This window comes from Nonlabens sp. Ci31, assembly GCF_012974865.1.
Classification (GTDB): Bacteria; Bacteroidota; Bacteroidia; order Flavobacteriales; family Flavobacteriaceae; genus Nonlabens.
Map to the genome: position 1 here is coordinate 3,295,271 of NZ_CP043633.1, position 14,687 is coordinate 3,309,957.

The following is a 14,687-nucleotide window of genomic DNA, read 5'->3' on the forward strand; positions in this document are numbered from 1 at the left end:
AATTCTATATTAATGTATGTTATAAGATGTTAATATACATTACCAGCTGATGGGTCTGTAATCCTTCAAGAACTTTCCACACCAATGCTTCCCTGTATTTATTCCATCAAATAAGGGGTCCATTACTCTAGCCGCACCATCTACAATATCCAGAGGTGGTTGGAAATCATGTACTTCTTGTTTTTGTTTAGAAAGCTGTGCTGGATCTTCGTCAGTAACCCATCCTGTGTCTACAGCATTCATATAAATTCCATCTTTAGCAAGTGTTCCTGCCGCAGTATGTGTTAGCATATTTAAGGCAGCTTTTGCCATATTGGTATGTGGATGACGGTCTTCCTTATGGAAGGTATGGAACTTGCCTTCCATCGCGCTTACATTAATAATGTGTTTCTGACCCGTTTGATCCTTTTTCATAATTTCAGAAAGACGGTTACAGAGTACAAATGGTGCTACAGAATTTACAAGTTGGACCTCTATCATCTCTGTAGTTTCTATCTCGCCCAGTTTTAATCGCCAGCTATTGGTTTTTCTAAGATCTACTTGCTGTAAGTCGGCATCGAATTTTCCTTCGGGAAAAACTTCTTGTGCTACCAGTGCTTTATCAAAGCTATAAGGGATTTGAGAAAGCTTAGCGCTGGCACGCAGTCCTATTCCAGGCTCTGGACCATGCCAAGTAACCGGCATATTTTTATTTGAAGAAGCTCCAGGAGTTAATTGTTGGAGTTCCTGAAGACATATATAATGATCTGTCAATGTTTCTTGCGCAAAAGCGGGTAACTGTTCAAAGCTCAGTTCTTCATTAGGCATTAAATGCGAGTAAAATCCAGATGGCCTTCTAACGGTTTGAGCAGCATTATTAATCAAAATATCTAGACGCTCGTACTTTTGTTCTATGTAATTACAAAAAATCTCTACGCTAGGTATATGTCTTAAATCTAAACCATGAACATGTAATCGATGCCCCCATTCTTTAAAATCTGCTTCTTGAGAAAAACGCAATGCACTGTCATGAGGAAATCGCGTCGTAGCGATCACCGTAGCACCACCTCGCAATAACATTAGGGTAATGTGATATCCTATTTTTAAACGCGAGCCTGTAATAACCGCTACTTGGTCTTTTACGTTGGCATTTTGAAAACGTTTGGCATAATTAAAATCCCCACAATCAGCACACATCTGATCGTAAAAGTGGTGTAGTTTAGTAAACATAGTTTTACAGACGTAACAATTGCGAGGTGAAGAAAGCTCTCCAGGGTCTTTTTGCGACAGGTCAGCTGCGGTAAGTAATTTAGGAGCTTTAAAAATGGCATCCTCTCGAACACTTCTTATTCCTGTTTCTTTACGAGCGTGTTTATCCCGTTCTACTTGCTTTCTTTTGATAGCTTTTTTAGCGTCTTTTTTAGAACGCTTGTATTCTTCTCTAGTGGGCCTAGATATTTTTCCAGCAGCCTTCATTAAGGCCACTCGCTGTTCTTCCGGCAGTTCGAAAATTTGTTTGGGATCATCTATGAATTTATGAAGTGTCTGGATACAGGCCTCTATTTCTTGTGTAGAAGTCTTATTTAAATCCATGTCTTTAGGCTCACTCATAGTTTTTTATTAAAGGCGCAAATTTAATGGTAAAAGCGTGATTTAGACAGGCTATTTTTTAATAGTATTTTCATAACAGCCATTTATTTTAGGTGAAAGCTTGTTTTGATTTTGAATTTGCGTTGTGCCTGTCGGCAAGCAGGAAAGCGATATAGCTAAAGATTTAAAACACGTCTAATTCCATGGAGTAATTTGATGTTCTATACTATCGTTTTTATGTAGAGCTATAACAAGGGTATGTACTATCCTAAATTATAAGGATTACCTATTTTTTGGAGATGGTTTGATGTCTTTTTTATCGCGTTTGCGACTATTGATAAAATAGACACCTGTTAACATAACCGCCGCAGCAATCATGGATTGAGAAGTTATTTCTTCTTCCAAAAAATACCAACCCAAAAGCATCGCAATTACAGGATTCACATAAGAAGAGGTAGCCACTTTTTCTGTAGAAATTTTCTTAAGCAAAAAATTAAAAGAAGTAAATGCTGCTATACTGCCGAACAAAATCAAACAAGTCAGTGCTACATAAGCATCAGAACTCCAATCTAAAAGAGATACCCAGACTTCATTAAAGGCTAAACTTGCAATGGCAAGAATAACACCAGCAGCAATCATTTGATAGCCAGTAGAAACAAAAAAGTTTTGTGGAACGTCAGCCTTTGCAACAAATAAACTACCTATACTCCAACTTAGAATACAAGTGAGAATCATTATAATACCCGTTACTGCTCCATCTTTGGTAGTGATATCATTTTGACTTACTAGAATATACATTCCAGACAACCCTAACAAGACTCCTATAATAGACTTAGGTTGTAAAGCTTTGCGCTGAAGAGTTCTCATTAAGACTAAGATAAATAATGGTTGTAAAGCTGCTATTAAAGCTGCAAAACTAGTGTCTACATACTTTAACGCCCAGACAAATACACCATTCCCGTAGGCTAGAAAGAGAAAACCTGCTAGAACAGAGTTTCCCAGCTGTTTTTTAGTAATACGCAAGCTGTAACCTAATGATCTGGCTATGATAAAAATTAAAGTGCCTGCCGAAGTAAAGCGAATACTGGCAAGCATAAACGGAGATAACTCACTAACCGCCATCTTGTTCCAGAGATAAGTAGAGCCCCAAAACACATAAATGGAGAAAAAGGCTAATACAATGAGCAAAGTGCTTCTATTCATTTGGTAAATCTAAATCTTTTAGGTGTTTTATATCTTTACTGCGATAGTTATTATTATACATAGCATAAAAAAACCGCTAATAAATAGCGGTTTTAATTCCATAAGATTTTAGAAGTTAGTCTAGTAAACTAATCGCCTTTACATTAACAAATTCTTTCATTCCAAAACCTGAATGCTCTCTTCCATAACCAGAGTCTTTCACGCCGCCAAATGGCATATCTGGTTGTGCAGTTCCAAAGGAGTTGATAAATATCATGCCAGTATCAAAATGATCCTGAGCAATTCGTACTGCTTTATTAGTATCTTTACTGAAGATCCCACCACCTAGCCCGAAACGACTATCATTTGCAATGCGTATCGCTTCTTCTTGGTTTTTTGCCAAGATTAAGGAAGCAACTGGTCCGAATAACTCCTCTTCATAAGCAGGTTGGCCAGGCTGCACATTTCCTAAAACTGTTGATGGGTAATAAAACCCTTCACCATCTGGAATTTTTCCTCCACATAATATTTCGGCTCCTTTGGAAACACTTTCTTCAACTTGTTCCTGTATTTTTTTTCTGAGATCATGTCGTGCCATAGGACCTAGTTGAGATTCTTTGTCTGTCGGATCTCCTAATTTTATCTCGCTCATGCCTTTTACAAAACCCTTTTTAAATTTTTCAAAAATAGATTCTACAACTATAAATCTTTTTGCTGCGACACATGTTTCACCATTATTGTAGATTCTGCCATTTATGCATTTTTCTATAGCTAGTTCGATATCTGCATCTTCAAGAACCATATAAGCGTCATTACTTCCCAATTCCATTACAGTTTTCTTGACAGACGCGCCAGCCTGTTTTGCAACTTGAGCACCGCCAGAAGCACTTCCTGTGAAAGTGACACCGCGTATTAATTTATGTTCAATAATAGCGTCACTTACATCGTGATTAATAATCAACACAGTGAATAGATCTTTAGGAAGTCCTGCCTCTTCAAAGATCTCTTTCAATTTAATAGCGCTTCCAGTTACGTTTTCAGCATGTTTAAGGAGTATAGCGTTACCTGCCATTAAGTTTACGATAGCATAACGTACCACTTGATATGCCGGATAGTTCCAAGGTTGGATCCCATATATTACTCCCATAGGAGAATAAGTGATGATCCCTTTACCACCATTAGCAAGGTGTTTTTCCTCTGCAGCTAACTCTTTAGGGGCTATCTGAGCTGAATGCTCGCAAATCGCTGTACAAAGATCTACTTCTTGCTCACCATGTGTTAGAAGCTTACCCATTTCTTGAGTCATGAGTTTACTGAGCTCTTGCTTATGCTCTTGAAACTTCACTCCTATTTTTTTTATGATAGCGCCGCGTTCATCAATAGATTTATTTTTCCATTTAGTGAAAGCTTTATGACATAACTCTAAAGAAGAAAGAGCTTCTTTTTCGGTCATACGGTCGTATGATTTGATATCTTTTCCTGTGGCTGGATTAATTGTAGTAATCTTTTTATCACTCATAATTATTATTTTCAAAAATATAATCAGATTGAGTGGTATATCCAGTTAAAAAAATAAGAAGACTATCTATAAAAAGAGTTAATAGATGCTCTAAGAACAACGCATAAAAGGTCCTTCTTAATAAGATGGTATTTCTAAAAAATTAGAATTAAATATAAATCTAAAGCACAAAGACTAAAAGTATTCAAACCTTTTTATATTACTTAAAAGAATTGATAAGTACTGTGAAAATAGAACATAAAAAAAGCCCATCTAAATTAGATGGGCTCTGTAAGAAATTTAAAGAATCGAATTAGTCGATTACTCTAACATTAACGGCATTTAAGCCTTTTTTTCCTTCTTTTAGTTCGAATTCAACTTTGTCACCTTCACGGATCTCATCGATTAAACCTGTTACGTGTGCAAAATGTTCCTGACCTGATCCTTCTTCTGTGATAAATCCAAATCCTTTTGCGTCATTGAAAAATTTTACTGTACCTGTACTCATCTGTAATAATTTAAATTAATAATACTTCTTATTTAGTTTGAAAAGCCGCTCCACAAGAGTATTCACCATGGATAAGCTCGATATAACTAGAAAAATGATAAAAAATAAATAAGAAATCCTACTAAATTTTATGACCATATACTCCAATCATAATGCAAAAGTAATCATTTTATTTAAAGTAGCAGTTAAAAAACAATAAAAACATACATAATTTTATATAAAATTACAAATCGTCCTGTAAAAGACTGTCAATCATAATTTTGTGCTGGATTAAAGCGGGACTTTAAACTACCTAAACAATAAAAGCTATTTCAGTACTGAAATAGCTTTTATTGTATTTTAGAATCAGGAATTATGCTTCCTGTAAATCTTTCTTTGACTTGCGGTATAAGAAGTTGTTGAAGATATTGCGTTTTGCAAATCGATAACGATTATCTGCATTGATTAATTTCTTAAACATCTTTACATCTACTCCAAAATACTCATAAGTAGTACCATCGGTAAAAACTACCTCTAATACTCGACCTTTATGATCAAAGTCTTGAATTCCTGTATTGGTAATTGTTTCTGTATACTCATTGATATTTGCTTCCTTCGTTTCTGGAGCAATACTTACTAGAAAGTGGTAACCATCTATAATTTCACGACTCATCACCTCAGCTTCTTCCTTTTTTTCATCCCCATCTTGGAATTTATCTGGATGCCATTCTTTTACTAAATTGCGGTAACTTTTCTTTAACTCTTTAAGATTGATGTCTTTCTCTACGTTGAACATCTTTTTGTACTGATTGATACGCTTCATGTGCTCCTCTTTTTAAGGCCGCGCAAAAGTACATCATTTAAAAGGGAACAAATGTTAAAATATCAATAGGCATTATCAATTATTTATAAAGGAAGGATCCAACTGATTTTCAGAAGGTTTTATCACAAAAGGAGTGAACCAATCCCATGTGATACCGAATGACAATCGAGGAAAGTTATCTAAAAATCTAAAGTTGTAATTATCTCTACCGAATGAAAATCTAGTAAAAAAGCCCAAGTCATTTTCCCAAGGATAGATAATTGCTTGAGTTACTGATCTATGAGGAACACTAGAAGGATGTGAACCAAACATATAGTTAAATTCTTGGCTTAATGTATAACGCATGTTCTTGAGATGCGATGTAAATTCATACCCTAATTCTATTTGATGTCTTCCGTAGATATCGATATCCTCAGGATTATAGCCGCCAAAATCTGCAAAACCCATAAATTTATTATGGTACAATTGATAGGTAACTGTTATGGAATGAATCTTTTGAGGAACGTTAAGTCTGTTAAATGTATTGACCCTGTAATTAAAACTAAGCCTAGTTAGGTTAGTTGAAAAATTGCCTGAACTTCTATTCAATAATGCCGCCAGGTCAGTATCATCAGTGAACTCTTCATAAAGTGTTGTACTTTCCTCAGAATTGTCTTCAAACTCCGGACTAAAGGCACTTCCAGATTGCCCATTGCTAAAATGACCCGATTCTATTGCTGCTGTCAAAAAGTTATTTTGGTCTGTTTTAATAATCCGTTGCCATCCTATCAAGACTTTATAACTCGGAGTTTTCACAGGTTTAGATTCCTCATTATATATCCTAAACTGGGGTTGTACAGACAAATAGATAGCATCTCCACTAGTTATCGTATCCCTATTTAAAGCCTCCCGTAAATCATTATAAAAACCGTAATAAACTACTGGACTCGCTTCAAGTAATATTTGCTCATACTTGTTATTCCCTATACCAACTGTAGCATCAGGTCTTACAGATATGGGATAGTAATCTTTAAAACCGTTGACACTTTTAGACTGTCCGTAAGAAAGAAAAACTATCAATGACAATAGTATACTAACCACGACTCTTTGAGTCCTATTTTGTTTTATCATTAACTGTCTCTTTTAAGGTTATAAATCAAGGAACTCTTACCTACCTTAGATACCTGTGAGCAACTTATCTGAAAATGAAATCGGGTCAAAGTCTTTTAAGGAATATTATAGCTAAGTTTCTGTTACCTTTTCACTTCGACAAACTCCGTAAGGAACCCAAGCAGACCTGTTTACTAAACTAACCTCTATAAAATCAGAACTAACCGCCAAAAATAGCTTTAAAAATTACATGTGTCTTTAGGATAGATTTAAAAATAAACAGCTTAAACAATCAAAATAATGATAATCCAAAAACATCCATATATAAGGATGCCTAACTTCTAAAGGAATAAGGCTGCTATTAAACAGTAAAATTTATTTAGCTAACCTCCGTAAAGCAACCCATTGCTTTAACATGTCTCTTGAGTCGGCCGCTGGATAGCCCAATACCGTCTGACCTGCTTTAACATCATTCATAACACCACTTCCAGCACCTACTACGGCACCAGAACCTATAGTAGTATGATCTTTGATACTCGCACTACCTCCTATAATAACTCCATCGCCTAAAGTTACCGATCCTGCCAGACCGCTATGTCCAGCCATAATACAAGATCTTCCCATAATACAATTATGCGCTATTTGTACTAGATTGTCGATCTTACAACCGTCTCCTATAATAGTAGAATTGAATTTTGCACGATCTACGCAGGAGTTTGCTCCTATTTCTACGCCATTTCCTATCACTACATTTCCTATATGCGGTATTTTAACCAGTCCCCGACCATCATCTGCTGGACGATATCCGAAGCCGTCTGCACCTATACTTACATTATTGTGAAAAATACACTGTGCTCCTATTTGAGAGCGTTCTCGTATAACTGTGCCAGACCAAGCGGTAGTATAAGCCCCTATAGTAGTGTCATCAAACACACTCACGTTGTGGTATAGAATAACTCCATCGCCTAGAACTACGTTTTTACCTACGTAACAATGAGCACCTATTTGCACACCATCACCTAAGCTTGCTGTTTCATGAATAACCGCCGTAGGGTGAATAGCAATATCAAAAACAGGGGCTGGTGGTTGAAAAGCTTCTAGTAGCTTAGCCATAGCAAGATCTGCATTTTTTACTTTTACAAAAGCACGGTTACTACCCGGCTCTAAAACTATATCCTCATTGATAATCGCTACAGAAGCATGAGAGTCTGCCCAAAATTTTGCATACTTTTTATTACCTATAAACGTAAGATCAGTATTAGAAGCATTTCTTATCTCTTCTACTCCACTAATCGTTTGTGTAGTATTTCCGACCAATTCTCCTTGAAGAATGTCGTTGATTTGTTGTATGTTAAATGAGTGCATAAATAAGGGAATTGTTAAGTGGTAAAACTACTATATCTCGAGTAACAAAAAAAACTGTTATTAACGAAGCATAAAAAAAGACCGTTTTATAAACGGTCTTTTTTACGATTCAATAGATTAAATTAATTTTTTAAAGATTTCATATCTATAACAAAGCGGTATTTAACATCATTGTCTTGCACGCGCTTAAAAGCTGTGTTGATCTCGTCAATATGGATCATTTCTACATCACAAACAATATTGTTCTCTCCACAGAAATCTAACATTTCTTGAGTTTCTTTCATACCACCTATCAAAGAACCTGCTACTCTTTTTCTTCCTAGAATCAAGCTTCCGCCGTGCATAGGCTCTAAAGGCTCAATAGCTCCCACCATACACATAGTAGAATCGCGTTTTAACAAACTTAAATAAGGATTGATATCATGTTTTACAGGAACAGTATTCAAAATAAAGTCAAAAGAACCTTGATGTTTTTTCATCTCATCAGCGTTCTTTGAAATAAGCACACCGTTAGCCCCTAGTCTTTTAGCGTCCTCTGCTTTACCTGGAGAAGTGGTAATCATAATGGTTTCTGCACCCATTGCTGCGGCAAATTTAATTCCCATATGACCTAATCCACCTAAACCTACTACTCCTACTTTATCACCTTTTTTAATTTTCCAATGGTTTAAAGGTGAAAAAGTGGTGATTCCTGCACATAATAAGGGTGCTGCTGCTTTGAGATCTAGATTTTTAGGAATGCTTAAAACAAACTTTTCTTTAACTGTAATGCTTGTTGAATAACCTCCAAAAGTATGATCACTATCTGCTCCACCTATATGATCCTTACCATTATAAGTGCCGGTCATACCATTTTCACAAAATTGTTCTAGATCATCTTCACACGCGCTACAAGTCTCACAAGAGTCTACCATGCATCCCACTCCAACTATATCTCCTACTTTAAATTTAGAAACCTTTTCACCAGTCTCTGTAACTTTACCTATAATTTCATGACCAGGTACAATAGGATATTTTGCATTTCCCCAATCGTTGTTTTTTGCGTGAATATCACTATGACATACACCGCAATAAAGGATATCCATCTTAACATCATTATCATTTAGATCACGACGTTTGATCGTCATTTCCTTTAAATCGGCGTCTTTATTTACAGCACCGTAAGCTTTTATATTTTGCATAATTTTATTTTTAGGTTATTTGTATGTTTTGTTATTTCTGTGCTTTTTCAAGCCTCGGATAATCTAAATATCCTTCTTTACCAGGAGTATAAAAAAGAGCTGCATTAGGTTCATTCAATATGGCATCTTGTGAGAATCGTTCTACAAGATCTGGATTTGCAATAAATGGTCTTCCGAAAGCTACTAAATCTCCTTTTCCAGCGATCAAATCCTCTTCTGCTAATTCCTTATTGTATCCACCGCTTAAGATGATCAAACCATCAAAATTAGATTGAATCATCTTATGTATAGCTTCTGGTAATTCGGGTGCTCCCATAGAAGCATGGTTGACTAAATGTACGTATAGTATATTTAATTTATTGACCTCTTTGGAGAGGTAATCATATGTTTCATATTGCCCCTCAAATGGCTGGACATCGTTCATCTGTCCATTAGGGCTCCATCGCATTCCTGTTTTATCTGATCCTATGGCATCCACCACTCTTCGTGCTACTTCTAGAATAAATCTACATCTGTTTTCTGCAGTACCTCCGTATAAGTCTTCTCTCCTATTAGAAGAAGGGTTGATAAATTGCTCTAATAAATATCCGTTAGCCCCGTGTATTTCAACACCATCAAAACCAGCTTCTATAGCATTTTTTGCTGCATGGACGTATTCTTGAACAGTTGCCTCGATTTCCTCAAATGTCATTTCCTTTGGTTGTGGAATTGCCAACTCCCCTTGTCCGTCTACATACATTTTTGTATTTGCGGGAGCAATAGCACTTGGTGCAAGGATTACTGCATCTTCAGACATGTTTCCTGGATGTGACACCCGACCAGTGTGCATCATTTGTAAAAATATCTTACCATCATTAGCATGCACAGCATCTGTAACCGTTTTCCATGCGGTAATTTGTTCTTTATTATAAATCCCTGGTATCCTCGGATAACCTACTCCATTAATAGAAGGAGAGGTACCTTCTGTTATGATCAAACCCGCATTAGCTCGTTCTCCGTAATAAGCTGCCATGATAGGTGTGGGAATATGTGAAGATGTTGATCTGGACCTTGTTAACGGTGCCATTACAACTCTATTTTTAAGATTTAATTTTCCTTGGAGCGGACTCAAAAGATGTTCTAATACAGCCATTATTTGATTTTATTAAAAATACTCATTAATACGGCTTGTTGGGGTTAATTATGAGTTAAAGCAGTCCTATAAGTATCTAAATTTTTGATAATTATTCCGCTTTCGCGAAAGCGAAACTTTAACCAACCTCTTTACTCCTATCTTTGTCCTTTAAAAAAATTCTATGTCCTTACATATTGTTCTCATCGAACCAGAAATTCATACCAACACAGGAAATATAGGCCGTCTAAGTCTGGCCACTGCTTCTCATTTACACCTGGTAAAACCTTTCGGATTTGAGTTGACTGATAAACGTTTAAAAAGAGCTGGACTGGATTACTGGCAGCATATCGAACTTTCTATTTATGAAAACACCGAAGAGTTCTTAGAGAAAAATAAGGATAGAAAAATGGCTTTTTTAAGCAGTCATGGAACTAAAGACTATACAGAAATTCCTTATGAAGAGGAAAGCATGCTGGTTTTTGGCAAAGAGTCCGAAGGTCTTTCTAAGGCTATCACCGATCGATTTAAAAATGATTTGTACAAGATCCCTCAGTACAGCCAGTACATACGCAGTATCAACTTAGCCAATGCTGTGGCTGTGATCACTTATGAAGGTCTGCGACAGTTGCGGTCATAAAAAAACCAGTCCTTTAAGGGACTGGTTTTAAAAATACTTATGATATTATTCCTATTGTTTTGACTGCATTTCAGCATCTTTTCTCATCTGTTCTCCGGCGACAATACCTATCTCAACTCTTCTATTTTGAGCTCTACCTGCAGCCGTTTCATTAGAAACTTTAGGAGAAGTTTCTCCACTGTAAGTCATCGCTATTCTGTTGCTAGAAATCCCATGTGAAGAAAGGTAGTTTCTTACACTTGCAGCTCTTTTTCTAGATAACTCTAAATTGTACTCTGCTGTTCCTTGGCTATCTGTATGTCCTGCCACTAAAACCTCTGTTCCTGAGTATTGATTCATCACATTCAACAACTTGTCTAAAGTCGCTTGGGAGCCCGCATTTAAATCAGATTGATTGGTTGCAAATTTCACTCCGCTACCTTCATCAAAAGTGACTACAATACCTTCCCCAACTCGTTCTACTTGTGCCCCAGGAAGACTTGCCTCTATTTCTTGAGCTTGCTTATCCATTTTGCGACCTATTATGTTTCCTGCGATACCACCTACAGCCGCGCCTATTACCGCACCTTCTGTCTGGTTATCTCCATCCCCTACATTATTTCCAATTATCAATCCCAAAACAGTTCCTCCAGCGGCTCCTATGACAGTTCCTCTTTGTTGTTTATTAGTGTTTTTAAGGGATTGACAACTTGCTATCAGTGCTAAAGCTATCGCTATTGTTATTAATTTAGTTTTCATCTTTGTTGATTTTTATTTAGTTGATTTTGTAAAATTCATATTTATATAAACAGTCTTCCCATTTACGAGAGCTGGTAATCTCCAAGACATCCTTGTTTCATTGATTGTGGCCAATTCGAGTTGGTAACCAGCATTTGTTTCTGATCTATAGTTTGCATCAGTGATTTTTAAAAGTAGATCTCCCTCTGTCATCTCTTTATTACCAGGTACGGACCAGATAAATTTTCTCTCCCCTTTTTTACAATCGTTATCTGTAATTGTGTAAGTTCCTCTATTATTATTTGCTACAAAATACCACTCACTACCTTCAAAACAGCTAGCACTTACGTCTTGTAACAGCGTAGATTTAAACGCTCCATTACCGTCGTAGGTAACTGTAGTCAGCACCCAATTGCCAAGCACTGCCCTTTTTGTTTCTTTTATGGCGTTAGTTGCAGCACAACCAACTAATAAAAGGGTTAGAAATCCCAAAACCCAAAAATTCTTCATAATTGTTAATTTGGTATAAACTTACATATCTTTTGTCCTTATTTCTTAACAATTAACTATCTTTAACTATAAAAAAATAGTGTAATCATAATATTTTAACAAAAAATACGATCAGCAGCTCGGATTTTTAAAAACCAACTATTTGAAGTGCTTACTTCAAGATAATCATTCTTTTAGGCTGTGGTAAAGCCTCCTCTTTTTTAGGAAACGCAATACCTAACACTCCGTTTTTATACGACGCATCAATTTTTTCTAGATGTACTGTTCCTGGTAAGTGAAAACTTCTTCTAAACGATTTTTTGCCAAATTCTTTTCTCGAAAATTGTTCGGTAGACTCCTGTTTTACAGCATCTACTTCCGAAGAAATAGTTAAAAGATCTTTATCTATCTCTATAAATCCTTCTTCCTTTTTAAATCCCGGAATACTCATTTTTAATACATATTGATCTTCCATTTCAGATACGTTTACTGAAGGAGTAAAAGGTTTTCTTGTTTGCTGCGTTCCTCCTAAGTAATCATTAGTAAACATTTCATCTATTAAAGAAGGTAACCAGTGGTTTGAAGTTCTATGTGCTAATTTCATAATATAAGTTTAAGTATTATGAACTCCACTTGTCAAACAGAGTACCAACTGTAAAAAGAGACATAATCTCTCTTTTTACAGTTGTTTTATATGACAAAACGTAATTAATTACTATCCCTTATGTGTATTTGTATCAACTCTGACGCTGGTATTTCTCCATGCGGATATTTAATCATGCTTTGAAGTAAGATGTCTACCGTTGTTTTTCTAAAGCCGTATTGCAAGGCTACCTCATGCAACAGTTGTAACTCTTGCTCGTCTACATGACCGTCAATATGCATCATTAACGTCATCCTGTGGAAATGAACAATGCGCTTGGTATAATCTTTAGGAACTTTAATAGTGAGCTCTTCTGGATGGTTCAACATATATTTTATCTCTTCATCACTCAATTTCATACGTTTACCCACTGATGTGATAAAAGTTATCTCTTCCTTTTTCAAACGATTATCTGCGTGTGCCATCAGGATCAATTCACTTATAATATGTTTCTTTTCTTTGGTCGTATAGATCATGCTGATTATAATAGATGGTAAAAATACATATTTGTTAGGATTAACTTAAACAGTTTTCTCTACATTTAGGATATGAAAACTATATTGATAAGACTGCGATCTTTTTTTAACACCATTACTGGTAGCATTGCCTTTTACCCTACTTTTTATGCTATAAGCGCTATTATTTTTGCACTTCTAATGAAATGGGCTGAAGAGTTAGGTATTTCTAGAAGCCTTCAAGAAGTATTGCCTTTTTTAGTAATAAATAATGCGGATACCGCTAGAAACATTATCACTACCTTAATAGCTGGCGGCATATCCATGCTTGTTTTCTCCTTTTCGATGGTAATGTTGCTATTAAGTCAAGCTGCTGCAAATTATTCTCCTAGAGTGTTACCTAATTTGATTTCGAACAAAAAGCACCAGTACATTTTAGGTACTTTTATAGCCTCCATTCTGTATAACATTATCACTATAATAGGCATAGAGCCTTATGGGAATGATTATCAATTGCCTGGCTTTTCGGTATTATTAGGAATCCTAATTTCCATTATAGCACTAGCAGCTTTTGTTTATTTTATTCACAGCATTTCTACGAGTATACAAATCAATAATATTCTTGAAAACATCTATAATAAATCTGCTGATCGATTAAAGCATTTAATAGAGATGGAAAATCAAAAAGAAAGTTTTCCAAGTACCGAAGGCTGGTACGTATATAGAACGACAAAAAGCGGTACGATTCAAAATATAAGTGCCAATGGCTTAAAGGAAGCCGCACAAAATTTTGAAACGAAATTTGAGCTCCTTATTATTAAGGGTCAGTATATTCTTCACAACGAAATGCTGTTCAGGTCTAAAAAAGAATTAAGTGACGATCAACTCAACTAAGTTTATAAAAACTTTCACTATTCAGAATCTGAATTAGTGAGTGATAATTATGTTTTAGGCTTTAAACAAATTACTGAAATAGGAATCAAAGCGATGTCTCCAGGAATTAATGATCCGGGAACTGCCATAGACACCATAGATTATTTAACAGATCTTGTGCGCCTTAGAATGCTAAAACAAGATTACGACATGGTCTTAGATACCGATAAAAATGTGTTGATAAAACTGAAAGTAGTAGAATTTGATGACTTGATGTATGCCGTATTTGCTGCTTATCGCAAGTACTGCAAAGGAGATTTATTAGTCATGCAAAAACTATTGCAGCTCTTTTCTCTTTGTATGAAAAGGGAAACCTGCCAGCAGTCTTATTACGCTGTACTTCATCATCAAGCAAAGCTAATGATGAACGATGCTCAAGAATCGATTTCAAATAAACACGATTTAGAACGTTTAAAATTACAAATTGAAGCTATAGATGCCTCATACATAAAGATTTCACAGTCATGAATAAGTATCTCCTAAAACTCCTAAAGAGTGCATTATA

The 14,687-nt window shown here is 35.8% G+C and carries 14 protein-coding genes and 1 pseudogene; 2 read left to right on the forward strand and 13 right to left on the reverse strand.

All coding sequences use genetic code 11. From position 1 onward, the window contains the following. Positions 1 to 39: 39 nt before the first annotated feature. From F0365_RS14565 to F0365_RS14605, 9 genes are all read right to left on the reverse strand, one after another. Positions 40 to 1,590, reverse strand: a complete 1,551-nt coding sequence (locus tag F0365_RS14565; RefSeq protein WP_169934364.1) for an SDR family NAD(P)-dependent oxidoreductase — start codon at positions 1,588 to 1,590, stop codon at positions 40 to 42. A gap of 261 nt (positions 1,591 to 1,851) precedes the next feature. Next, a complete protein-coding gene (locus F0365_RS14570) occupies positions 1,852 to 2,772 on the reverse strand; it encodes an EamA family transporter (protein WP_169934365.1) in 921 nt (306 codons plus the stop codon). A 115-nt stretch (positions 2,773 to 2,887) separates the two neighbouring features. Next, positions 2,888 to 4,270, reverse strand: coding sequence for an NAD-dependent succinate-semialdehyde dehydrogenase (locus tag F0365_RS14575; protein ID WP_169934366.1), 1,383 nt, complete (start codon positions 4,268 to 4,270; stop codon positions 2,888 to 2,890). A 292-nt stretch (positions 4,271 to 4,562) separates the two neighbouring features. Then, a complete protein-coding gene (locus tag F0365_RS14580) occupies positions 4,563 to 4,757 on the reverse strand; it encodes a cold-shock protein (RefSeq protein WP_015363839.1) in 195 nt (64 codons plus the stop codon). Positions 4,758 to 5,109: 352 nt separating this feature from the next. Beyond that, entirely contained in the window at positions 5,110 to 5,559 is a 450-nt protein-coding gene (locus tag F0365_RS14585) for a KTSC domain-containing protein (RefSeq protein ID WP_169934367.1), read from the reverse strand. A 75-nt stretch (positions 5,560 to 5,634) separates the two neighbouring features. Next, entirely contained in the window at positions 5,635 to 6,669 is a 1,035-nt protein-coding gene (locus tag F0365_RS14590; protein ID WP_169934368.1) for a hypothetical protein, read from the reverse strand. Positions 6,670 to 7,023: 354 nt separating this feature from the next. After that, positions 7,024 to 8,013 (reverse strand): UDP-3-O-(3-hydroxymyristoyl)glucosamine N-acyltransferase, encoded by a 990-nt coding sequence (gene lpxD / locus F0365_RS14595; protein ID WP_169934369.1) that lies wholly within the window; start codon positions 8,011 to 8,013, stop codon positions 7,024 to 7,026. A 122-nt stretch (positions 8,014 to 8,135) separates the two neighbouring features. After that, a complete protein-coding gene (locus tag F0365_RS14600) occupies positions 8,136 to 9,194 on the reverse strand; it encodes an NAD(P)-dependent alcohol dehydrogenase (protein ID WP_169934370.1) in 1,059 nt (352 codons plus the stop codon). Between the two features lie 31 nt (positions 9,195 to 9,225). Then, positions 9,226 to 10,326 carry an alkene reductase gene (locus F0365_RS14605; protein WP_169934371.1) on the reverse strand — a complete coding sequence of 367 codons (1,101 nt, stop codon included), beginning with the start codon at positions 10,324 to 10,326 and terminating at the stop codon, positions 9,226 to 9,228. Between the two features lie 163 nt (positions 10,327 to 10,489). On the opposite strand from F0365_RS14605, the gene F0365_RS14610 reads away from it, so the two are divergent. Continuing rightward, positions 10,490 to 10,945 carry a tRNA (cytidine(34)-2'-O)-methyltransferase gene (locus F0365_RS14610; protein ID WP_169934372.1) on the forward strand — a complete coding sequence of 152 codons (456 nt, stop codon included), beginning with the start codon at positions 10,490 to 10,492 and terminating at the stop codon, positions 10,943 to 10,945. Positions 10,946 to 10,996: 51 nt separating this feature from the next. Here F0365_RS14610 and F0365_RS14615 read toward each other — a convergent pair whose 3' ends face one another. The 4 genes from F0365_RS14615 to F0365_RS14630 all read right to left on the reverse strand — a co-directional run bounded on the left by F0365_RS14615 (position 10,997) and on the right by F0365_RS14630 (position 13,270). After that, positions 10,997 to 11,683 carry an OmpA family protein gene (locus F0365_RS14615; RefSeq protein ID WP_169934373.1) on the reverse strand — a complete coding sequence of 229 codons (687 nt, stop codon included), beginning with the start codon at positions 11,681 to 11,683 and terminating at the stop codon, positions 10,997 to 10,999. Between the two features lie 12 nt (positions 11,684 to 11,695). Continuing rightward, the gene (locus F0365_RS14620; RefSeq protein ID WP_169934374.1) at positions 11,696 to 12,172 is read right to left on the reverse strand and encodes a lipocalin family protein; all 477 of its coding nucleotides are present in this window, start codon (positions 12,170 to 12,172) and stop codon (positions 11,696 to 11,698) included. Between the two features lie 151 nt (positions 12,173 to 12,323). Further along, on the reverse strand, positions 12,324 to 12,755 hold the full coding sequence (locus F0365_RS14625) for an Hsp20/alpha crystallin family protein (RefSeq protein WP_169934375.1): 432 nt from the start codon (positions 12,753 to 12,755) through the stop codon (positions 12,324 to 12,326). A gap of 104 nt (positions 12,756 to 12,859) precedes the next feature. After that, positions 12,860 to 13,270 (reverse strand): TerB family tellurite resistance protein, encoded by a 411-nt coding sequence (locus F0365_RS14630; protein WP_169934376.1) that lies wholly within the window; start codon positions 13,268 to 13,270, stop codon positions 12,860 to 12,862. Positions 13,271 to 13,342: 72 nt separating this feature from the next. Between F0365_RS14630 and F0365_RS16610 the strand changes: the two are divergent. Continuing rightward, positions 13,343 to 14,650: pseudogene (locus tag F0365_RS16610) on the forward strand (DUF2254 domain-containing protein). Positions 14,651 to 14,687: the final 37 nt, after the last annotated feature.